The sequence below is a fragment of the Klebsiella sp. ZJOU C1 genome, from assembly GCF_035620215.1.
GTDB classification, from domain to species: Bacteria; Pseudomonadota; Gammaproteobacteria; order Enterobacterales; family Enterobacteriaceae; genus Klebsiella; species Klebsiella variicola.
Window position 1 is genome coordinate 1652335 of the sequence record NZ_CP141644.1, and the last position, 22716, is coordinate 1675050.

The window sequence follows — 22716 nt, forward strand, 5'->3', positions numbered from 1 at the left end:
CAGTGCGTGAAGAGGGTCTCTGCGAGCCGCGAATGTGGCAGGGCTGTGCAAAGATAGGGCTTGTAAATGGTAAGGTCAACCAGACATAACAGATTGTTTTGCGAGGGCGCTTACAAAACTTGAAAAAAGGTCAGGGAAACGGGGGAAACCGGTCATTTTGCCGGCAGAAGATGACAGAAAAATGAAGCGGCGTACCGCGACGCCGCCTTAGGAATGGGGTTTGCCCTGCTGTGGTTTACCGTTGATCATCTCGCACAGCATACCGATCAGCATTAATCGTACTTTAAAGGGGGAATGGCTAAACACGTTTAAGCACCTCTTGAATTCGTTCATCTGCTCTCCTCCTGCCTGTTCACGCCGTCAATCCATGATGGCTGTTTGCATTACATACAGATATAGCACAGGCTATATTTTATAGCTATGGCTAAAACGTTAATTTTTTGTGCTCTTGGCGCAATCCATTACAATGTGGATCTTTTTATATGATGCTTGACGCGTCACACGAATGAGGAAGCACAATGAACCGTCGCGCAGGTAAGCCAATAACAAAAAAAGTGACGCAGTTAGTAAATGTTGAAGAGCACGTTGAGGGGTTCCGTCAGGTGCGGGAAGCGCATCGCCGCGAACTGATCGATGACTATGTGGAGCTGATCTCCGATCTGATCAACGAAGTGGGGGAGGCGCGCCAGGTGGATATGGCGGCGCGTCTTGGCGTTTCGCAGCCCACGGTCGCCAAAATGCTCAAACGCCTGGCCAGCGTGGGTCTGATCGAACAGATCCCCTGGCGCGGGATCTTCTTAACCCCGGAAGGGGAAAAGCTGGCCCAGGAAAGTCGCGAACGCCACCAGATTGTGGAAAACTTTCTGCTGGCCATTGGCGTCAGTCCGGAAATCGCCCGCCGCGATGCGGAGGGAATGGAGCATCACGTGAGTGAAGAGACGCTGGCGATGTTCCTGAAATTTACCCAGAAACAGGGATCCCAGGAAGCATGACTCTTCCCTTTGTTCAGTCGCTGCTGCGCGACCGTTTTTTACACCTGCTGCTGATTATCGCCTGCGTGCTCAGCGCCATCGTGCCGTTTGTCCCGGCAAGCTGGCCGGCGGCCATTGACTGGCATACCATCATCACGCTCAGCGGCCTGATGCTGTTGACCAAGGGCATTGAACTGAGCGGCTACTTTGACGTGCTGGGGCGGAAAATGGCCCGCCGCTTCGTGACTGAGCGCCAGCTGGCCATCTTTATGGTGCTGGCGGCAGCGCTTTTGTCCACCTTCCTGACCAACGATGTGGCCCTGTTTATTGTGGTGCCGCTGACGCTGACGCTGAAAAAGTGGTGTGCGATCCCGGTTAACCGTCTGATTATCTTCGAAGCGCTGGCGGTTAACGCCGGGTCGCTGCTGACGCCGATCGGCAACCCGCAGAACATTTTGCTGTGGGGACGGTCCGGCCTCTCTTTCGTCGGGTTTATCGGCGAGATGTTACCCCTGGCGGCGGCAATGATGTTGACCCTGCTGGTGCTGTGCTGGTTCTGTTTCCCGGCAAACCGGCTTAGCTACCAGAGTAGCGATAAGGCGCCATCGTGGCAGCCTAAGCTGGTCTGGAGCTGTCTGGGATTGTATCTGGTGTTCCTGACCGCGCTGGAGATGAATCAGGCGCTGTGGGGGCTGGCGCTGGTGCTGCTGGGCTTCCTGATTCTGGCCCGGGCGGTGATCGTCCATGTGGACTGGTCGCTGCTGCTGGTGTTTATGGTGATGTTTATCGACGTCCACCTGCTGACCCAGCTTCCGGCGCTGCATCATGTGCTGAGCGGCGTCGGGACGCTTTCCGGCGGCGGACTGTGGCTGACCGCCATCGGCCTGTCTCAGGTGATCAGTAATGTGCCCTCGACCATTCTGCTGCTCAACTATGTCCCGCCGTCGATACTGCTTGCCTGGGCGGTTAACGTGGGCGGCTTTGGTCTGCTGCCAGGATCGCTGGCCAATATCATCGCCCTGCGCATGGCCAGCGATCGGCGGATCTGGTGGCGCTTCCATCTTTACTCCATTCCTATGCTGCTATGGGCGGCCATCAGCGGCTATTGGCTCTTTAAACTCTGCGCCTGATTTCTGCAGAATTGGGCAAGAAACTGACAGAAACACCCCATTCGCACGCCTCGACACAGCGGTATAACTATACCGCTGACGTTAACCATCCTGTTGAGGAGAGTGCTATGCGATATCAAAAACTGGGCAATACCGGTCTGTTTGTCTCTGAGCTGTGCCTGGGCACCATGACCTTCGGCGGCGAAGAAGGGATGTGGGGCAAAATCGGCCAGCTGCGCCAGGCTGAAGCCGAACAGCTGGTCGGCAGCGCGCTGGACGCCGGGATCAACTTTATCGATACCGCCAACGTCTACTCGGAAGGGCGCTCTGAAGAGATTACCGGTCAGGCGCTGAAAAACCTGAAAATCCCGCGTGAAAACGTGGTGGTGGCGACCAAAGTGTTTGGCGAAACCGGCACCGCCGGCGTGAACTCGCGCGGCAGCTCACGGTACCACATCATGGGCAGCGTGAAGGAGAGCCTGCGCCGCCTGCAGCTCGATCATATCGATCTCTATCAATTGCACGGCTTCGATCCGGCGACGCCGATCGAAGAGACGCTATCGGCCCTGGATACCCTGGTACAGCAGGGGCATGTGCGCTACATCGGTGTTTCAAACTGGGCGGCCTGGCAAATCGCCAAAGCGCTGGGCATCGCGGAACGCCTTGGACTCTCGCGCTTTGCTTCTCTGCAGGCCTACTACACGATTGCCGGGCGTGACCTGGAACGTGAGCTGGTGCCGATGCTGCAAAGCGAAGGACTCGGCCTGATGGTCTGGAGTCCGCTGGCGGGCGGCCTGCTGAGCGGGAAATACCGCCGCGACGGCGAGGCGGAAGCGGGTGGTCGTCGCCTGGCGTTCGACTTTCCGCCCGTGGATAAAGCGCGCGCATTTGATTGCATCGACGTCATGCGGGTGATAGCTGAAGCAAAAGGGGTATCGGTGGCGCAGATTGCCCTGGCGTGGCTGCTGCATCAGCCGGCGGTGACCAGCGTCATAATTGGCGCCAAACGGGCCGAGCAGTTGCAGGATAACATCGCTGCGACCGCTATCCGCCTGAGCGATGATGAGTTGCGCCAGCTTGACGCGGTCAGCGCCCTGCCGCGCGAATATCCGGGCTGGATGCTGGAGCGCCAGGGGGAATATCGTCGTCATCAGCTTGACGCGCAGTAACGCCGTTTTTTTCCGTGCTTATAAAGATCGCCGCTTGCGGCGATCTTTTTTGTTTGCCTGGCTCACAGAAAACGATCCGACTTTTGCTTCGGTGGCGGATCTTTTGTATATGACTAGTCATTACAGTTAAATGACTAGTCATATACCGAGGCGCAGCATGAAGAACACACTACCGGCAGATTTTTTATGGGGTAATTCCGTCTCCAGCATGCAGACGGAGGGGGCGTGGAACGAGGGGGGCAAGGGGATGTCGGTGTACGATATTCGTCAACCGGCGGAATTCGCCTCGGACTGGAAGGTCGCGACCGACTCCTATCATCGCTTTCGCGAAGATTTCGATCTGATGCAGGATCTGGGCATGAACTGCTACCGCTTCCAGATCGCCTGGAGCCGGGTGTGCCCGGAAGGGGACGGCGAATTCAATGAAGAGGGGATCGCGTTCTACCATCAGTTTATCGATGAACTCATTGCCCGCGGTATTGAACCGATGATCTGCCTGTATCACTTTGATATGCCGCTGTCGCTGGCGGAGCGTTACAACGGTTTTACCGACCGCCGGGTCATGGACGCCTTTATCCGCTATGGCCAGAAGATGATCGACTGTTACGGCGATAAGGTGAAGTACTGGCTGACCTTCAATGAACAGAACCTCTACCATTCGCCGGAAGCCTTCCTGATCACCGGCTATTTGCGTGGCGATAAAACGCTGCGCGAACTCTACCAGATCCAGCACCACGTGATGATGGCGCATGTCCATCTGACCCACTATCTGCATCAGACGAAGCCGCAGTGCCTGATGGGCGGAATGCTGGCCCATGCGCTGGTCTATCCGGCTACCTGCAAACCACGCGATATTCTCTGCGCCCAGCAACTGGACGAGTTTTTAAACCAGAACCTGCTGCGCGCCTACGCCGGCGAGGGTTATAGCCCGGAAGTGATGCATTTTGTCGCTCGCCAAGGCTTTGACGATATTTATCGCCCTGAAGATATCGCGCTGATGGCGACGGTGAAGGTCGATTATCTGGCGTTCAGCTATTACGCCAGCCGTGCGCTCAATAGCGACGCGATCCCGCCGGGAACGGCGGTCAACAATTACATGCTATTCGGTAATCAGGATAACCCGTACCTGAAAGCGACGGAATGGAACTGGCAGATCGATCCGCTGGGATTTCGCATGATCATCACCCGCTATTACAATGACTGGCGGCTACCGGTGTTCCCGATTGAAAATGGCATCGGGGTGATCGAATCCTGGGATGGCGAACATCCCATTGCCGATGATTACCGCATCGCCTACCATCGCGACCATATTAACGCCATGAAAGCGGCGATATTTGAGGACGGCGCGCAGGTGATTGGCTATCTCGGCTGGGGATTAATCGATATCCTCAGCTCTCAGGGCGATATGCGTAAGCGCTACGGCGTGGTGTACGTCAATCGTGAGAACCATGACCTCAAGGATCTGCGGCGGGTGCCGAAGAAGAGCTATGCGTGGCTAAAGCAGGTGATCCACAGCAACGGCGAAGCGATGTAACAGTGTCCTGGCGGTCAGGTCAAGTATGCTGTCCGCCAGCCACACACAGAATGTAAAAGGACCGGGAATGACGGCGAAGTATCTGCAAATCGCGCGGGAAATAAAAAAACGCATCATCAGCCAGCAGTATCCTGCCAGCGCGCCGCTACCCGACCAGTTTGCACTGGCGGCGGAGTTCAACACCAGCCGGATGACGATCCAGCAGGCGATGCGTCAGTTAATCGTCGAAGGGCTTATCTATACCCGCAAAGGACTGGGTACCTTTGTGCGGAAAAATTTTCTCCAGCTGTCGCAGTGGGAGTTGCCCGGCAGCGACTATTTTGGCGCCACCAAAACCTGGGAGCATCTTGGCGAGGTACAAAGCGAAGTGGTGCGCTTTGAGGTGCGTTTTCCCAGCGACAAAGAGCAGAGTTCGCTGCTGATTGACGCCGATGCGCCGGTGTATGACTTCGTTCGCCTGCGGTTGCTCAACGGGGAACCGGTGTCGCTGGATCTGACGGTCATGCCGGTGGGGCTAGTGCCGGGGCTCAATAAAAGCCATCTGGAAAGCTCGGTGTTTCGCTATATCCAGGAGACGCTGGGGCTGAAGCTGATGGGATCTTACCGCGTGGTGCGTGCGATGAAGCCGGATGAACTGGATAAATTACATCTTCACTGCGACCTCACCGACCCGGTGCTGGAGGTTGAACAGGTGATCTACCTCGAAGACGGTACGCCGCTGGAGTATGCCCACTGTCACTATCGCTACGATCACGGCGGGATTATTCTGGTGAATAACGGCTAGACCGGGGACCCCTGTTTGCGCAGCGCTTAGCAGGCCCAGGGTGTTGTCAGGTTTGGTAACCCAGGCAAGGCGTCAGCCGCAGCCCGGGGAAATGCAGATAAAAAAACGGCGGGCATCAGGCCCGCCGTTTTTCTTGTCATGCAGAACTTAGTTCAGACGCACCGGCATACCGGAGCGGTTCTGGATAGCCTGCTCAACCACATTCTGATCGACATCAGACTGGCTGGTGATCGCCTGTACCGGCTGAGTCAGGGTGATCGGCACGATTTCGCCGCCCTGGAACTGCGCTTCGGTGGTCGACAGCGGGTTGTGAACCTCAATGTAACGGCTGCCGTCCGGCTCGGTGGTCGCTTTTACCGGCTCATCGATAAACTGCACGCGGGTGCCGACCGGCACATTCTCAAACAGGAATTTGATGTCATCGTTGCGCAGACGCACGCAGCCGTGGCTCACGCGCAGGCCAATACCAAAGTTAGCGTTGGTGCCGTGGATGGCGTACAGACGGCCAATATATAACGCGTACAGACCCATCGGGTTATCCGGACCGGCCGGTACGACGGCTGGCAGCGGGTTGCCGGCAGCGGCGTATTCAGCGTGCATCTTGGCGGTCGGCGTCCAGGTCGGGCCGGCCTTCTTGCGTTCGACTTTGGTGGTCCAGTTAATCGGCGTATCTTTACCTAACTGGCCGATACCGATCGGCAGAACGATCACGGTGTTGGTGCCTTTCGGATAGTAATACAGACGCATCTCGGCGCTGTTGATGACGATGCCTTCGTGGACGGTGTCCGGCAGGATCAGCTGCTGCGGGATGTTCAGGACGCTACCGCCTTTTGGCAGATAGGTGTCCACCCCCGGGTTGGCTTCCAGCATGTTGGACAGCCCCATCTGATATTTCGCCGCAAAGTATTCCAGCGGCTGCTTGTTATCATCCGGAATGGTGATGACCTGATTCTGACCAACCAAACGGCTGCCGTCGGTCGGCAAAGGATAGGTGACAGCAGACGCTGTATTGCAAAAGCCTACGAGGGCGAAGGCTGCCGCTAAGAGTGTAGATAATTTCATAGTCTTTAATGTCGTGTGCGAAATCAACGCCACACAGGCCTTTGTTAATGATTGAGACAGTAGATGGGAGCGCATTATATGTGCATTCCGCTAAACAGGTAAATCAGATGTGTACGAAATCACATTTTTTTCCCTGTAGCCTCGGCTGACGGGGCTGGCGGATGATGCAATCGCCGCCTCTCACGCGGGTGACAGGGAGGTTATCCTTCCAGTAACCGGTCCTGTAGCGAAGCGCGTGCCGGGGCGGTGAGCTGGTACTCTTCTGCCAGCCAGGCGTCGACCGTGCCATAGCGCTGGTGGATGGCTGACAGCGCGGCGGCGAGATAGGACTCTTTCACCGTCAGGATATCCGCCAGACTCTGGCGTCCCTGGGGCGTCAGGTCGTTGCCCAGCATCTCCAGCATCCAGGCTTCCACTTGTGTCAGCATGCCGTGGGTGAGCAGATACTCCTCCATGACCGTCTCGCTGTCGCATCCGACGGCAAACAGGGTTAACGCGCAGCCGACGCCGGTGCGATCTTTGCCGACGGCGCAGTGTTGCAGTAAAGCGCCTTCAAAAGGCGTGGTCAGCCAGGCGGCGAGCTGGCGATAGGCCGGGTTATTAAAGGGCAACTGGCGATACAGTTGCAGCATAAACTGCTCCCCGTTCAGCGCGTTAAGGGTGGCAGCATTCAGCTCGGTGACTTTCGCATTCACATCGCCGAGCGGCGGATTAGCGGGCGCGTTTAAATAGTGAGTGAGCGGGCTAAGCTTGTCAGGGGTGCGCTGCACTTCGCCGGGGTCGCGATAGTCGAGCACCCGACTGAGCGGCAGCGTCGCCAGATGGTTGAGATCGTCCGCCGTCAACCGATTTAGCGCGCCGGAGCGTAGCAGCTTGCCGCTGCGTACCGTGCGTCCGTCGGCGGCGCGCTGGCCGCCGAGGTCGCGAAAATTGATACCGCCCTGCAGGGATAAAAAAGCCGGGTGTCGCGGTAGGCTGGTGGTCATGGGGTTCCTCATAATGACGTACAGAATAACCGTTTGAGCCCTGGTCTGCGGCTCATCTGACAAAGACCTTAGCACAAGCGCCGCGGCGGAATTTACCGCAGGCCGTGAAAAGTGTGTCATTTGCTGGCATAATGTCTGTTGTGTCACACCCCTCATTCTCTTTTTTCAGGATATCCCCGTGCTAGTATCCAGCAACGTTACCATGCAGTTTGGCAGTAAGCCGCTGTTCGAAAATATCTCCGTTAAATTTGGCGGCGGCAACCGTTATGGTCTGATCGGCGCCAACGGCAGCGGTAAATCGACCTTTATGAAGATCCTCGGCGGCGATCTCGAGCCGACGCTGGGCAACGTTTCTCTCGACCCGAACGAGCGTATCGGTAAGCTGCGCCAGGATCAGTTCGCCTTCGAAGCATTCACCGTGCTGGATACGGTTATCATGGGCCACGGCGAGCTGTGGGAAGTGAAGCAAGAGCGCGATCGCATCTACGCGCTGCCCGAAATGAGCGAGGAAGACGGCTATAAAGTGGCCGACCTGGAAGTCAAATACGGCGAGATGGACGGTTACTCCGCCGAAGCGCGCGCCGGCGAACTGCTGCTCGGCGTCGGCATTCCGGTTGAACAGCATTACGGCCCGATGAGCGAAGTCGCGCCGGGCTGGAAACTGCGCGTCCTGCTGGCGCAGGCGCTGTTCTCCAATCCGGATATCCTGCTGCTCGACGAACCGACGAACAACCTGGACATCGACACCATCCGCTGGCTGGAGCAGACGCTGAACGATCGCGACAGCACCATGATCATCATCTCGCACGACCGTCACTTCCTGAACATGGTCTGCACCCACATGGCGGACCTCGACTACGGCGAGCTGCGCGTCTATCCGGGCAACTACGACGAATACATGACCGCGGCCACCCAGGCGCGTGAGCGTCTGCTGGCGGACAACGCCAAGAAAAAAGCGCAGATTGCGGACCTGCAGTCCTTCGTTAGCCGCTTTAGCGCCAACGCTTCTAAATCACGTCAGGCCACCTCGCGCGCGCGCCAGATTGACAAAATCAAGCTGGAAGAGGTTAAAGCCTCCAGCCGTCAGAACCCGTTTATCCGCTTCGAACAGGACAAGAAACTGTTCCGTAACGCGCTGGAAGTGGAAGCCCTTACCAAAGGCTTTGATGAAGGTCCGCTGTTCAAAAAGGTCAACCTGTTGCTGGAAGTGGGCGAGAAGATTGCCATTCTGGGCGCCAATGGCGTGGGTAAATCCACCATGCTGAAAACTCTGGTAGGCGAACTGCAGCCGGACAACGGCACCGTGAAATGGTCTGAAAACGCGCAAATTGGTTACTACGCGCAGGATCATGAGTACGAGTTCGAAAACGACCTGACGGTCTTCGAGTGGATGAGCCAGTGGAAGCAGGAAAGCGACGACGAGCAGGCGGTACGCAGTATCCTCGGCCGTCTGTTGTTTAGCCAGGACGATATCAAAAAGCCGGCGAAAGTCCTTTCTGGTGGTGAGAAAGGGCGCATGCTGTTCGGTAAGCTGATGATGCAGAAGCCAAACATCCTGATCATGGACGAACCGACCAACCACCTGGATATGGAATCGATCGAATCGCTGAACATGGCGCTGGAGATGTATCAGGGCACCCTGATCTTCGTTTCTCACGACCGCGAGTTCGTCAGCTCGCTGGCGACCCGCGTCCTGGAGATCACCCCAGAACGCGTGATCGATTTCAGCGGTAACTACGAAGACTACCTGCGCAGCAAAGGTATCGAGTAATCCCTGTCCGTTACCCGGGTAGCGGCTACGCCTTACCCGGGCTACGCCTGGCATGTGATCTGTAGGCCCGCGCAAGCGTAGCGCCGCCGGGCAATAACTGCGGGTAAAGAGCCACTTTCGCGCCGGATGGCGGCTGCGCCTTATCCGGCCTACGGTCCGTGCCATTGTGAGCTTAAGAGCGCTATCTTGTACCCATGGTTACTGAAACTGTCCGTTACCCGGGCTACCAAACCGCACAGTGCTGTAGCCCCGGTAAGCGGTAGCGCCACCGGGGATTTTGAGGCCACCCGTTTGTAGCCCGGATTAGCGTAGCGCAATCCGGGAACATCATAAAATCCAGGCCGGGCAAGGCGTAAGCCGCCGCCCGGCATATCGCTTAGCGCCTCCACTCGGTCCCTTCAACGCCATTCACCAGCAGCTTGCGCTTTTCTCCCGCCGGTAATGACAGCTTCAGCGCTTTCCACGCCGGACGGTAGCTGCCGCGAGCGTTGATATTCAGGTTTATGCTGTTGGCGCTGCAGATCATTTCCCACTCCAGCCATAGCGCATCCCCCTCTTTATAGCCCCAGCTTTCGCCGTCGTCTTCAAACAGCAGACCGCGGGTTGAGCCGGTACCTTTCAGCGGGAACAACTGCAGTTCGCGACGATCGTCTTTTTGCGCATCGACGTGGCTGATACGTTCACTAAGCGGCAGACCGGCGCCGGCGCGGACCAGCAGCGGTAGTTTTTCCAGCGGCGCGTCCAGCGTCACCCACTGGCCGCCGGCGAACCACTGGTGGCTGTAAAAATCGTACCAGCCGTCCTGATTATCGGGCAGCCACAGCTGGCGTTGACGGGCGCCGGGCTCGACCACGCTGGCCACCAGCAGATCGCGACCCAGCAGGAAGTCATCGCACTCGGCGAAGGTCTGGGTATCGTGCTGGTGATCGAGGAAGGTCGGGCGCAGCATCGGTTCGTCATCGGCATGCGCCTGCCATAACAGGGTGTACAAATAGGGCAGCAGACGGTAGCGCAGCTCGATGGCTGAGCGGATCGCCGGGGTGATTTCCGGGTACATCCAGGCTTCATTGACCGTCTGGTCGTCATTCCACGAATGAATGGTAAAGCGCGGATGCATCACGCCGTTTTGTACCCAGCGCACGAACAGCTCCGGCTCGGGTTTATCGCCGGAGAAACCGCCGACGTCGTGGCCGACGTTAAACAGCCCGGAAAGGCTCATGCCCAGCCCCATGCGGATGTTATAGCGCAGCGTATCCCAGTTGGTGCGGTTGTCGCCGCTCCAGGTCTGGACGTAGCGCTGCATCCCGGCGCAGCCGGAGCGGGAGATCAGATACGGGCGCTTTTGCGGCGCAAAGCGCTGCTGGGCTTCCATGGAGGCGCGCATCATCAGCAACGGCATCACCGGGCGAATATGTTTAATGGCGATTTCGCGGCCAAAGCCGTAGCAGCGCGCCTCGCCGTCCCACACCTCATACTCGTTATTATCGTTCCAGGTCGAATCGATACCCATCTCCAGTAGCTGGGTGGTCACGCCTTCCTGCCACCAGGCCACGGTGTGCGGGTTGGTGAAGTCGAGATGCGACCCTTCATCATCCCAGAAGCTGGAGCGCTCCGGCGCGTCGGTTTGCGAATCGCGAATAAAAAGACCGCGTTCCGCCACTTCGCCATAGCGCGGATGATCCTGCAGCAGGCACGGTTTGATATTGGCGGCCAGCTTCAGCCCGGCATCATGGAACGACTGGCTCATCACTTTTGGCTGCGGCACCTTGTCGTAGTTCCAGTTAAAGACGTAGCGCTTGCCGTTGATCGAGGTATAGCCGGAAGAGAGCTGGAACGAGTCGCAAGGGATCGCGTGCTGCTCGCACAGGCGGATGAAGTTCATCAGCTGATTTTGCGCATCCGGCGCGTCGGTGTAGTGCATGGTGGAGCCGCTGTAGCCGAGGCTCCATTTTGGCCCGAACAGGGTTTTACCGGTCAGGCGGACGAAGGCTTTGGTCACATCCAGCACCTGTTTACCGGTAAACAGGTAATAATCGATATCGCCGGCCTCCGCCTGCCAGCGGCGATAGGCGGTGTGGTAGTTGTCGATTTCATTGCCCAGATCCAGCCAGCAGCTGCTCAGGTTGTCATAGAACAGGCCGTAGCTGATATCGCTGCGCTGGGTGATGGTAAACGGAATATGTTTATACAGCGGGTCGGTGCTGACGGCGTTGTAGCCCATGGCATCGAGGTTACGCATTTCATAGCGTTTGCCGTTACGCTGCAGGTCGCCGGCTTTTTCACCCAGCCCGTAGAAACGCTCATCTTTGCGGCGGCTCAGATAATGGGCGACGCCGTCGCCGTGAGCGTTTGCCAGATAGGCGCTGGTGGGGCGGTCACTGGCGAGCGTCTGCCACTCGCCGGCGTCGTCGCGATAGCTCCACTCCAGCCATAGCGGCTGGTGGACGGTGACGCGCAGCTGGCGGGTGGCGATGGTCAGCGCGTCATCTTCTTTGGTCATCTGCCAGGCCGGGAGGCTAAAACCGCTGAGGTCATCCCGCGCGCGGCCTTCCCACGGCACATCCTGCTGCGGGGCGATACTCCAGGTGCGATCCAGCGCCAGTTGGCCCTGGCGCTTCAGCAGGACGCGGAATAAATTCTCTTCCAGCACGTACAGACACAAAGTGTGCTGACCATCAACGGTCAATTCAACGTGATGCTCCAGCTGTTGGTGCAAACTCCAGTGTTTCAACGTCTTCATATTTTACATCCACTCTCAGGCGCGCTTGGCGCGACGTTCAGCAATAAATGCCACCAGGAAAACGGCGCCAATCAGGTCAAAGAAACCCATGGCGATAAACAGCGGGTTGAAGCCAATTTTGTCGGCGGTCACCCCGATTAATAATGAGAACAGGAAGCTGGCGATCCACGCCGCGGAGCCGCGCATACCGTTGACCGTCGCCATTTGTCCCTTGTCGAAAGACTCCACCACCAGCGCGCTGAGCATGCAGGAGATGATCTGATGGCCGAAACCACCAATGGAGATCAGGATGATGGTGATATAGGGATCGCGAGTAATGGCGACCAGGGCCAGCGAGATCATCAGAAACGCGCCGGTTACCGAGCTGGCGATAACCGAGTTGACTCGCGTGCAGCCGAACCAGCGAACGTACAGGCGGGTGAGATAGCCGCTGACCACGCTGCCAAGATCGGCGGCGAGGAACGGCAGCCAGGCGAACATCGCGATCTGCTTCAGATCCATGCCGTGCTCTTTCGCCAGGTACAGCGGCACCCAGAAGCTCAGTACCGCCCAGGCAGGCTCGGCCATAAAGGCGGGGATGGCGATACCGTAGAAACGTTTATTCTTCGAGACGGTTTTGAGCGCGGTAAAGAAGGGCTGTTTCACCGGCGGGGCTTCGTTATCCTGCTTGATGTACTCCAGCTCGCTTTTGCTGAGGTTCGGGTGCTTTTCCGGGTTCTGATAGAAAGCCCACCACAGCACCACCCACAGCAGCGCCAGCGCGCCGGTAAACATAAACGCCCCCTGCCAGCCGAAGGAGGCGTGGGCGAAGTAGATAATCGGCGGGGCCAGCATTGCGCCGATAGAGAAGCCGACGCCAGCCCAGCCGGCGGCGATTGGCCGTTCAGATTTCGGGAACCACTCGCCGATGGTTTTGGCGTTCGCCGGCGTGGCGGCCGCCTCGGCGCCGCCCATAAAGAAGCGCAACATAGCCAGGTGCAGCCAGCTGCCAGCCCCGGCGTGGGCGATACAGGCCAGCGCCCACAGGGTAGCGCAGATCATAAACCCGAGCTTCAGGCCGATGACGTCGATAAGCCAGCCACAGAGCGGCTGGAAAATCGTGTAAGCCAGCTGAAACGCGCCGACGATCCAGGAATATTGTTCGGTGGTAATACCGAGCGTCGCTTTCAGTTCCGGGGCGATAATCCCCAGCGAGTTACGTGTGATGTAGTTGACGGTGACGCCGAGTAAAAACAGGACCAGCACCCACCAGCGCAGGTTTTTTACCACCCGGCGCGTTTTACTGACCGCGATATCATTGTTGAGGCCTTGACTCATAGCACACTCCACAAGACGTTGTAGGGGGAAAGTGACGGCCTCTTTCCCTGAGTGGTCACATAGTTTTTTTAACTATTTGAATAGTCTATTTTTTATCTCAACATCATTGGTATAACTAGTATGGGAGATGTTGGACCAATTCAGGCTAAGGGAGAAAAAACGTCGGGCAAAGTGCTATTTATGCAACTTTTTTCATGAAATGACCGAGATCTCAAATTTCGCTCTGTCATTTGCTTACAGGAAGCGCTTTGGCGATTATGAAAATTCTTTCATTTTCCAATCGGAGCTGGATCACAAAATGGATAAAAAGCTGCGCGTCGCCGAAATCGCCGCCCGCACCGGGCTGTCGGCCAGCACCGTTTCGCGCGTCCTGGCCGGAAAGGCGAATACCAGCGATAAGGCGCGCCGGGCGGTGCTGGAGTGCGCCCGCGAGCTGGGGGTCATGCAGGGACTGGCCGCCGGGCGTCTGCTGCTCAATAATCTGCTGGTGTTTGCTCCGCAGCGCGCCTTCGATGAGCGATCGGATATCTTCTACTACCGGGTGATCCAGAGCATCAATAACGCGCTGGCGGCGCATGAAGTGCGCCTGCGCTACTGCGCACTGGACGAGAACGACAGCGACGCCAATCTGTTTCTTGCCCGCATGAACGAAGCGGAGACCCAGGCCGCGGTGCTGCTGGGGATCGACGATCCGCATATTCATGGCCTGGCGGCGGATGTGGGCAAACCCTGCGTATTGATCAACTGTCGGGATGAAGGGATGCGGCTGCCGTCCATTGCCCCCGACCATCGTCTGATTGGCCAGTGCGCCGCCCGCTATCTGTTTGATATGGGCCATCGGGCGGTGATGAACGTGATGTGCCTGCGCCGCTATACCATGGAGCTGCGGCTGGGCGGGATCCAGGAAGCATGGCGCGCGCGCAATCTGCGCTTTACCGCCAGCCGGGATCTCATCAGCGTCGCCAACTTTAGCGCCAGAGAGACGGAAGAGCAGGTAGGGGCCTGGCTTGACGCTTTACAGGGGCGCCCGATGCCCACCGCCTTCCTGGTGGGCGGTGATTTTATGGCCGCCGGCACCGTCAGCGCCCTGCAAAAACGAGGCCTGCGGGTGCCGCAGGATGTTTCGGTAATGAGTATCGACGGGTTTAATCTGGCGGCGATTCAGGAGGTGCCGCTGACCGCGGTGCATGTGCCGCGAGATGAGCTGGGCAGCGAGGCGGTGCATCTCCTGCAGCAGCGCCTGCTGCGCCCGGAGGCGCCGCACGGCTCGCTACTGTTGCACGGCACGCTGGTGGTACGTGATTCGGTACGGCGGATCCGGCCGGGCAAAGGCCATACCGCCGTGGAGCCGCAGGGGCTGTATGACGATTAAACCGGGATACCCAGCGCCCGTTTCCCGTGAATATTCAGATCTTCCAGGGTGAAGCGCCCCTGCCAGCTGGCCTCATAGTCCTCGCGCGGGAAATCCCCCGGCGAGGCCCCTTTTTCCAGAGCAATTTTCACTTTCTGCGCGTAGGCGAGGTTCTTTTCGCACATCGGCGCGGCCGGGATGTACATCACGTTGCCCCAGCCCTGTTGATTTTCCACCGGCGCCACTGAGTGAATAACATCGCAGTGCCACCAGACGGAATCGCCAGCGTTCAGCGCCGGAATCGAGCTTAACGCTTTAATTAAGAGTGGGTGCCATTGCTCAGAGATCGGCAGCACTCTGCCCGGCGCGACGCCGCACAGCTCATCTTCCGGCACATCGTCGAGCAGGGGGCGCAGCAGCACATAAGCCATCGCCTCCGGGATCGGCACCACGTGTAGCAGCCCCTGACCCGGGATCATGTCCGACAGCGCGGTCCAGCCCTGGAAGGTGCGGAACACCGAGCATTTGGTGGTGTTGTCGACGGTGTACTCTTCCACTTCGGTACGGTGCGCGGCGTCCCACGGATCGTAGGCGTCGATATTGCCATTAAAGACGTTGGCGAAAACCTGCTGATAGGCGGGAAGCAGCCAGCGCTCCAGCGCGCCAGAATCGGTATGCGCCCCCAGCCCCTTTGACGTGGTTCCCGGCGGGCGGCGGCGGATACGGTCAGGGTAAATCACGCTGACATCCGGATCGAACCAGCGCTTGCCATTCTGTTCAAAGCGCCACAGGCGATTGAGGAAGGATTGCACCGCCGCCATTTCATCACTCTGTCGCGCCTGCATTTGCGAGGGGGACCAGTAGATCGGATAGATTTCCGGACGCGAAGCCTCCAGCGAACCGAAGAAGCTGTCGCCAGGTCCTTTGTAAACATCATCGAAATGGTTCAGATCGAGGTATTCCAGCATCGCGTTGTCCCAGGCCAGCGCCTGTTCGCGCGGGTAGTGTCCTTTGATCACTGCGCAGCCCCGGCGCTTAATCGCCGCGCGCTGCTCATCGCTCACTTTTCCTTCGGCGATATCGCTGAACGGGATCGTCGGCCAGACCTCCTGGCCTGTGGCTTTCAGGGCATTAATCTCGTCCAGGCGCTCGCTGATACGCGCCGAGAGTTTATCGAACACTGCCTGGACATCGCCAATTTGTGCCCGTAAGGCCTGTTTCATCTGGCGAATTGCCGCTTTGTGGTCGGCAGGTAATGTTTCGTGGGTCGGGAGAGCAGCCATAATAACCTCGCTGTATCTTTCATTCGAAAGTTTTAAATCTTACAAACGTTAATTTAAGTTAAAATGGAGTTAATGCAAGTTTAAAATCTTGCTACGGCGCACAAAATGGAAAAACCGGGGCGCGATGCCCCGGCGAAGGGTCACGCGTTGAAGGGGGCGGTGTTATCGAGGACGGCCTGAATGACGTTCAGCGCGCCGTCATGGTTATTATCGTCGGTAGCGTAGCCGGCGATAGCCTTGATGGTGTCGGCGGCGTTACCCATGGCGAAAGCGTATTTCACCAGCTTCAGCATTTCGGCGTCGTTGCCGCTGTCGCCGATGGCCACGCACTGCTGCGGCGAAAGGTTCCAGCGTTTGAGCAGGCGGCTGATGCCGTTGGCTTTATGCAGGCCGGGGATAATCAAATCGACAAAGCCAAAGCCGCTGGTGACCGGCTTCATGATCCCGTCGAGCGACACGTGCAGTTTATCGATCAGCTGTGGGATCTCGCTGTCCGGCAGGTTGAGGGAGAATTTGAACAGCGTGTCGTCGATGCGATGGTAATCGCTTACCCGCTGCAGACGGTGGTAGTGCTTTGACATCAGGTCGACGAAGGCGTCCGGAGCTTTATCGCTCACATACGCGCTCTGCAGGCCGCAGGCGACGAAGTTCAGCTGCGGATCGTTAAGTAATTCGCCGATCACCACCTGCGATTCGTGGCGGGTCAGTTCGCCGTGGAACAGCTGCTTACCATGCTCAAAGACCAGCGCGCCGTTTTCGGCGACGAACGAAATCTGCTCGCGGATCTCCGGGAAGAAGGATATCAACTGATAGTACTGGTTGCCGCTGGCGACAACAAATTCAATGCCGCGCTGCTGCAGCTGGGCGAATTGCGCCAGAAACCGTGAGCGATCGTAGGTTTTGGCGTCATTGAGAAAAGTTCCGTCCATATCGGTGACGATAACTTTAACGGTCATAAGGGGATGCTCCTGGCTTAACTTCGACCAGTAACATTCTAATTACAATGTGATGGGGAGCACAAATTTATTTCGAATGAAAGTTCACTCAGCGCAGAAAATGCCGGGTGGCAACGTTGCCTTACCCGGCCTGCAGAACAGGGTAGGCCCGCTAAGCATAGCGCCAGCGGGCACGAAGGGTTACAGCGTATGTTCGGTTCGGGCGATGATATCGTCCTGGGTATCCGGCGACAGGGCGGTGAAGAACGCCGAGTATCCGGCGACGCGGACCACTAAATCGCGGTACTGGTCAGGGTGTTTCTTCGCCTCCAGCAGCGTGTCGCGTGACACGATGTTGTACTGGATATGCCAGCCTTTGTGCACTTCAAAGAAGGTGCGCAGCAGCACCATCAGCTTCTGCTTGTCGGACTCATTCTCCAGCGTGGACGGATTCAGCTTCTGGTTAAGCAGCACGCCGCCGAGGATCGCGCCGGTGGGGAGTTTGCCCACCGAACTGATGACCGCTGTCGGCCCCAGATGGTCGGTACCGGAGGCCGGGCTGGCCCCTTCCGCCAGCGGGGTGTGCGCTTTACGGCCATCCGGTGTCGCCATCGTCTGGGCGCCGAACGGAACGTTGGCGGAGATAGACGACGTGCCGGCGTAATAGTTGCCGCCGATTGGGCCGCGGCCATAGCGCGGGTTGTGATACTGCTTCAGCTCGTCGATATAGGTCTGGTAGGCCCGCGCCAGCAACTCGTCGACGCTGTCATCATCGTTACCGTACTTCGGCGCGCCGTTGATCAACCGCTGGCGCAGTTGCTCGTGGGTCAGACCGTCGAAATCTTCCGCCAGCGCCTTCGCCAGTTCCTGCTGGCCGATGGCGCCCTGATCGAAGACCAGTTTTTTCACCGCCGCCAGGCTGTTGCCGAGGTTGGCGATACCCACCTGCAGGCCGGAAACCCAGTCATATTTCGCGCCGCCTTGCTTGATGCTTTTCGCCCGTTCGATACAGTCATCCACCAGCGCCGAACAGAGAATATCGTGGACGTTTTCCTCCAGCATGGTATCGACCACGTACTCAATCTCAATGGATTTACGGGTGTAGTAGCGGATCTGGTTATCCCAGTCTGCCAGCACCTGGTCGAAATTAGCGAAGTTGCCTTTCGACAGGGCATGCTCCTGGGGCAGGAATACCTGACCGCTGGTGGCATCGCGGCCACCTTCCAGCGTCGCCAGCATCACCCGCGCGAAGTTGATAAAGCTCATGCCGGTGCAGCGGTAGCCCCATTTGCCGCCAACCGCGGTTTCGATGCAGCCGATGGCGGCGTAATCGTAGGCGTCCTGCGGCTCGATGCCGAGTTTGATAAATTCCGGGATGACGATTTCGTCGTTATTAAACGCCGGCATGCCGAAGCCGCAGCGGATCACCTGGACGCAGGCGTCGAGGAAGTCGTTGCTCATCCCGGCATGGTAACGCACGCTGAGGTTCGGCTGGGTAGAGCGCAGACGACCACAGGATTCCAGGATGGCATACGACAGCGGGTTGACGGCGTCCTGCGGCTGGCCGTCGACCAGGTTCTGGCCGCCAATGGTGACGTTCTGGTACAGCGGGCTGCCGGCAGAGGCCTTGGAGTGCGAGCCGGAGCGAATTTTGTTGACCTCCAGCAGCTTCAGCCAGCAGCTGTGCAGCAGCTCAATGGCCTGTTCGCGATCCAGCGACTGCTGCAGTTCAACGTCGCGACGGTAGTACGGATAGAGGTACTGGTCCATACGGCCAAAGGAGACCGAGTGGCCATTGGATTCAATCTGCAGGATAAGCTGAATGAAGTAGCACAACTGCAGCGCCTGCCAGAAGGTTTTCGGCGGCTCATGGGCGATGATGTCGCAGTTTTCGGCTATCGTCAGCAGTTCGTGGCGGCGTGATTCACGGGATTCTGCTGTCGCCATCTCGCGCGCCAGCGCGGCGAAGCGTTTGCTGTGGTCGCTGACCGCTTCCAGAACGATATCAATCGCTTTCAGGAACTGCTCGCCGTGCAGGTCTTCCAGTACCGTCAGGTTAATGCGCGACCGGCGTTCGGCGACCTTGGCGCGCATACCGTCGAGGCCTTTCTCCAGCAGCAGCGGATAGTTGACCGCCAGGTGAGCGTCACCGGAGGTCATATTGCCTTCCGCCTTAATAATGCCGGTGGCGAGCAGCGCTTTTTGTTCATCGGTAAACATACCGTAGCAGCGGTCCTGTACGGTCTGACCGCGCCACCATGGGCACACTTCATGCAGCACGCGTTTGTTCTCTTCGCTGACCGAGAAGCCGGCGCCGGGGCGGTCGGCAAGATCGTCGATCTCTTTCTCAATCCAGCTGACGGTGTATTCCGGGAAAATCGGCGCAGCGCGCACTTCGCTGGCCTGGTTGCCGACGATCAGTTCGTCGTGCTTGATCCAGATGGTGCGCTCGGCAAGGTGATGCGCCAGCGCCAGGGCGCGACGCACCGGGATTGGCTTATCAAGATGCTGCTGATACATCTCGGTGTAGTGGCGGGCGCGTTCGGTACAGACCGGCGGTTTGACAATATGCACCAGTGCCATTTTATGGGCCTGGATGCGGGCGCTGAGGGTATTGAGTTTGAGAGTCGTCATAAGGTTATCCTCGTAAGATCGCCGTTAGCCCCTTGCTCCGCGCATAATCCTGCGCGAAGGCGAGCAGCTCAGGAGCATCCAGCGGTTTGTCCGGTGCGGTGTAGGGCTGACTGAGTAACTGGTATTTGTTCATTCCCAGCGTGTGGTACGGCAGGAAATGGATCTCGCTGACCTGCAGGCGGTCGGCGGCAAAATCGGTGATCGCGGCAATGTCGGCTTCACTGGCGTTGAATCCCTGGATCAGCGGCACGCGAATAATCATTTTTTTCCCTGCCTGCGCCAGTCGCTGCAGGTTATCCAGCACCCGGCGGGCGCTGCCGTCGGTCCACTGCTGGAAAACGGCCTCGTCGACGTGTTTCAGGTCGGCGAGAAACAGGTCGACAAAGGGTAAAGCCGGTTCAATGTATTTCCACGGCACGTGCAGGCAGGTTTCCACGGCGGTGTGAATACCTGCCTGATGGCTGGCTTCGAAAAGCGCCTGCGCCAGCGTCGGGTTCATAAAGGGTTCGCCGCCGGAAAGGGTGATGCCGCCGCCGCTGCGATCGTAGAACGGTTTATCACGCAGCACCGTCGCCATGATCGCTTCGACGTTTTTCTCCTCGCCGCAGACCGTTAGCGCGGTGGTGGGGCAGCAGTCACGCAGCGCAGTAATATGCTTGTCGTTAACGTTTTGCCGATCAATGATCAAACCATCGAGGGTACGGGTGATAACCTCCGGCGCCGCCTGCTGGCACAGATCGCAGCCGGCCAGGCACAGCCGCGAGTCATACAGCAGATCTTCGCTGCGGGCGCGGCTTTCCGGGTTCTGGCACCAGCGGCAGCCCAGCGAGCAGCCTTTCAGGAAGACGACGGTACGGATCCCTGGGCCGTCATGGGTGGAGTAGCGCTGGATGTTGAAGATCATGGCTTATTCTCTTGTTTGCGTATGAATATAAAAACACTTTCGAATGAAAGTTATATTGACGCAAATCAACAAGCGGGATGGGGCTAAGCTCCTGGGGATAAAAAAACGAGAGAGGTCACAAAACCACCGACGACCCTCGTCGCCGGTGTGGGGGTTAGTGCGAGCCGCATACCTCGCACTGCGGATGACGCATCAGCTTCATTTCACGAAACTGGCAGGTCATGGCGTCGTACATCACGATTTTTCCGCTGGCAGGGGTGCCGTAGCCGGTCAGCAGTTTAATGGCCTCCATCGCCTGCAGCGAACCGATGGTGCCCACCAGCGGGGCCATTACCCCGGCTTCGACGCAGGTGAGGGCATTTTCGCCGAACAGACGGCTCAGGCAGCGGTAGCAGGGTTCGCCATCCTGATACGTGAAGACGCTGATTTGCCCCTCCATGCGGATCGCCGCCCCGGAGACCAGCGGGGTGGTGTGCTGGAAACAGCCGGCGTTGAGCTGGTTACGAATGGCGACGTTGTCGGTGCAGTCCAGCACCAGATCGTGATCGGCAATCTGCCCCGCCAGCGCGGTCTCATCCAGCAAGGCATTGAGCGGGACCAGCCGGACGTGCGGGTTAATGCGCGCCAGCGCCTCGCGGGCAGAATCCACCTTCGGTTGGCCGATGGTCGCGTCGCTGTGCAGCGTCTGGCGCTGGAGGTTGGACAGCGAGACGGTGTCGAAATCGAGCAGGGTGAGCTGACCCACGCCGGCCGCCGCCAGATATTGAGCGGCGGCGCAGCCGAGCCCGCCGAGGCCGACCACCAGTACGCGAGCGGCTTTTAGCCGCTCCTGACCGTCGAAATCAAAACCGCGCAAGATGATCTGCCGGTTATAGCGCAGCATCTCCTCGTCGCTCAGCTCAACGGCCATTACAGCCCCCCAAACAGATGATTAAAGGGCTCGACTTCGACCCATTCGCCCGCTTCGACGTGGCCGCGTTCGCGCTCCAGTACGATAAAGCAGTTACCGAGGCTGAATGAGCTGAAAATGTGCGAGCCCTGATGGCCGGTGGTGGTCACCACCAGCTCGCCGTCGGGGTTGCGCTGCAGAATACCGCGCTGGAAGTCGAGACGGCCCGGCGACTTCTTCAGTCGCGTGGCGGCGCGTACCCGCAGGCGGGTTGCCTGAAGCGGGCCGTGCTTGCCCGAGAGTTTCGCCAGCAGCGGCTGCACCAACTGACAGAAGGTGACGGTGGCGGAAACCGGGTTACCCGGCAGGCCGCAGAACCAGCTGCTGCTGAGTTTGCCGAAGGCGAAGGGTTTCCCCGGCTTGATCGCCAGTTTCCAGAAGCCGATCTCCCCCAGCTCTTCAAGAATGGTTTTGGTGTAGTCGGCTTCGCCCACCGAGACGCCACCGGAGCTGATGACCACGTCGGCCTGCTGGTCGGCGGCGATAAACGCGTCACGCAGCTTCGCCGGGTCGTCAGGAATAATGCCGAGGTTAATGACCTCGTAGCCCAGCTGCTGCAGCATCAGGTGCACCGCCAGGCGGTTGGTATCGTAAATCTGGCCGTCGCCGAGCGGTTGACCCGGCAGCTGCAGCTCATCGCCGGTTGAGAAGACCGCGACGCGGACCTTGCGCACCACCTCGACCTCGGCAATGCCCAGCGAGGCCAGCACCGGCAGCTCGGCCACCGTCAAGGGCGTCCCCGCCGGGAAGACCACCGCGCCGTGGGCGATATCTTCTCCGCGACGGCGAATGTGCTGCCCGGCTTTCACCGGCGCGGTAAAGCGCACGCCGGCGTCGGTCTGTTCGGTCTCTTCCTGCATGACCACCGCGTCGCAGCCCGCAGGCACCGGCGCGCCGGTCATGATGCGAATACAGGTGCCGGTGGGCCAGGCGTCGTTGAAAGGCTGGCCGGCAAAGGCCTTACCGGCGACCGGCAGCGCCGCGCCGTCGCGAAGGTCGTTCAGCCGGACGGCATAGCCATCCATCGCGGCGTTATCAAAGCCGGGCACATCCAGCGGGGAGACGATGTCATGGGCAGTCACACGCGAGAAGGCCTGCAACAGCGGTACAGTTTCCGTCGCGTTCAGCGGCGTAATACGATCGAGCATCTGGGCGAGGGCTGTGTCGAGCGGCATCAGTCCGGCGGTAAAATCCATGGGTCACTCCTGCGGGCAAAA

The 22716-nt window shown here is 58.5% G+C and carries 17 protein-coding genes and 1 pseudogene; 7 read left to right on the forward strand and 11 right to left on the reverse strand.

Going from position 1 to position 22716, the window contains the following annotated elements; translation table 11 throughout:
- Positions 1-207 precede the first annotated feature (207 nt).
- On the reverse strand, positions 208-333 hold the full coding sequence (mntS, locus tag SPE70_RS07815; protein WP_012542374.1) for a manganase accumulation protein MntS: 126 nt from the start codon (positions 331-333) through the stop codon (positions 208-210).
- Positions 334-518: 185 nt separating this feature from the next.
- Here mntS and mntR point away from each other — a divergent pair, with 185 nt between their 5' ends.
- The 5 genes from mntR to SPE70_RS07840 all read left to right on the forward strand — a co-directional run bounded on the left by mntR (position 519) and on the right by SPE70_RS07840 (position 5567).
- A complete protein-coding gene (gene mntR, locus SPE70_RS07820; protein WP_008805779.1) occupies positions 519-992 on the forward strand; it encodes a manganese-binding transcriptional regulator MntR in 474 nt (157 codons plus the stop codon).
- Positions 989-2101 (forward strand): anion transporter, encoded by a 1113-nt coding sequence (locus SPE70_RS07825; RefSeq protein WP_012542373.1) that lies wholly within the window; start codon positions 989-991, stop codon positions 2099-2101. The genes mntR and SPE70_RS07825 overlap by 4 nt, the downstream gene beginning before the upstream one ends.
- 107 nt (positions 2102-2208) lie before the next feature.
- Entirely contained in the window at positions 2209-3249 is a 1041-nt protein-coding gene (locus SPE70_RS07830; RefSeq protein WP_008805781.1) for an aldo/keto reductase, read from the forward strand.
- Positions 3250-3406: 157 nt separating this feature from the next.
- Complete coding sequence (locus tag SPE70_RS07835) at positions 3407-4783, forward strand: glycoside hydrolase family 1 protein (protein WP_012542372.1); 1377 nt, start codon at positions 3407-3409, stop codon at positions 4781-4783.
- A 67-nt stretch (positions 4784-4850) separates the two neighbouring features.
- Positions 4851-5567 carry a GntR family transcriptional regulator gene (locus tag SPE70_RS07840; RefSeq protein WP_016160535.1) on the forward strand — a complete coding sequence of 239 codons (717 nt, stop codon included), beginning with the start codon at positions 4851-4853 and terminating at the stop codon, positions 5565-5567.
- A 147-nt stretch (positions 5568-5714) separates the two neighbouring features.
- Here SPE70_RS07840 and ldtB read toward each other — a convergent pair whose 3' ends face one another.
- Entirely contained in the window at positions 5715-6629 is a 915-nt protein-coding gene (ldtB, locus tag SPE70_RS07845) for a L,D-transpeptidase (RefSeq protein WP_008805784.1), read from the reverse strand.
- Between the two features lie 200 nt (positions 6630-6829).
- Positions 6830-7745, reverse strand: a pseudogene (locus tag SPE70_RS07850) (tyrosine-protein phosphatase).
- A gap of 48 nt (positions 7746-7793) precedes the next feature.
- Here SPE70_RS07850 and SPE70_RS07855 point away from each other — a divergent pair.
- Positions 7794-9386 carry an ABC-F family ATPase gene (locus tag SPE70_RS07855; RefSeq protein ID WP_008805786.1) on the forward strand — a complete coding sequence of 531 codons (1593 nt, stop codon included), beginning with the start codon at positions 7794-7796 and terminating at the stop codon, positions 9384-9386.
- Positions 9387-9762: 376 nt separating this feature from the next.
- Here the strand turns inward: SPE70_RS07855 and SPE70_RS07860 are convergent, their stop codons facing one another.
- Both SPE70_RS07860 and SPE70_RS07865 read right to left on the reverse strand, forming a co-directional pair.
- Positions 9763-12126 (reverse strand): glycoside hydrolase family 31 protein, encoded by a 2364-nt coding sequence (locus SPE70_RS07860; RefSeq protein ID WP_012968651.1) that lies wholly within the window; start codon positions 12124-12126, stop codon positions 9763-9765.
- A 15-nt stretch (positions 12127-12141) separates the two neighbouring features.
- The gene (locus SPE70_RS07865; RefSeq protein ID WP_012968650.1) at positions 12142-13443 is read right to left on the reverse strand and encodes an MFS transporter; all 1302 of its coding nucleotides are present in this window, start codon (positions 13441-13443) and stop codon (positions 12142-12144) included.
- Positions 13444-13741: 298 nt separating this feature from the next.
- Here SPE70_RS07865 and SPE70_RS07870 point away from each other — a divergent pair, with 298 nt between their 5' ends.
- Entirely contained in the window at positions 13742-14815 is a 1074-nt protein-coding gene (locus SPE70_RS07870; protein ID WP_008805789.1) for a LacI family DNA-binding transcriptional regulator, read from the forward strand.
- Here SPE70_RS07870 and SPE70_RS07875 read toward each other — a convergent pair.
- The 6 genes from SPE70_RS07875 to moeA form a co-directional block, all read right to left on the reverse strand.
- A complete protein-coding gene (locus SPE70_RS07875; protein WP_008805790.1) occupies positions 14812-16077 on the reverse strand; it encodes a DUF1479 domain-containing protein in 1266 nt (421 codons plus the stop codon). The genes SPE70_RS07870 and SPE70_RS07875 overlap by 4 nt on opposite strands.
- Positions 16078-16217: 140 nt before the next feature.
- Positions 16218-17033 (reverse strand): Cof-type HAD-IIB family hydrolase, encoded by an 816-nt coding sequence (locus SPE70_RS07880; protein WP_040973996.1) that lies wholly within the window; start codon positions 17031-17033, stop codon positions 16218-16220.
- Positions 17034-17213: 180 nt separating this feature from the next.
- Positions 17214-19646 carry a formate C-acetyltransferase/glycerol dehydratase family glycyl radical enzyme gene (locus tag SPE70_RS07885; RefSeq protein ID WP_012542364.1) on the reverse strand — a complete coding sequence of 811 codons (2433 nt, stop codon included), beginning with the start codon at positions 19644-19646 and terminating at the stop codon, positions 17214-17216.
- 4 nt (positions 19647-19650) lie between these two features.
- Positions 19651-20550, reverse strand: a complete 900-nt coding sequence (locus SPE70_RS07890; protein ID WP_008805793.1) for a glycyl-radical enzyme activating protein — start codon at positions 20548-20550, stop codon at positions 19651-19653.
- A gap of 154 nt (positions 20551-20704) precedes the next feature.
- A complete protein-coding gene (gene moeB / locus SPE70_RS07895) occupies positions 20705-21460 on the reverse strand; it encodes a molybdopterin-synthase adenylyltransferase MoeB (protein ID WP_012968648.1) in 756 nt (251 codons plus the stop codon).
- Positions 21460-22695 (reverse strand): molybdopterin molybdotransferase MoeA, encoded by a 1236-nt coding sequence (moeA, locus tag SPE70_RS07900; protein WP_023339827.1) that lies wholly within the window; start codon positions 22693-22695, stop codon positions 21460-21462. The genes moeB and moeA overlap by 1 nt, the downstream gene beginning before the upstream one ends.
- Positions 22696-22716 lie beyond the last annotated feature (21 nt).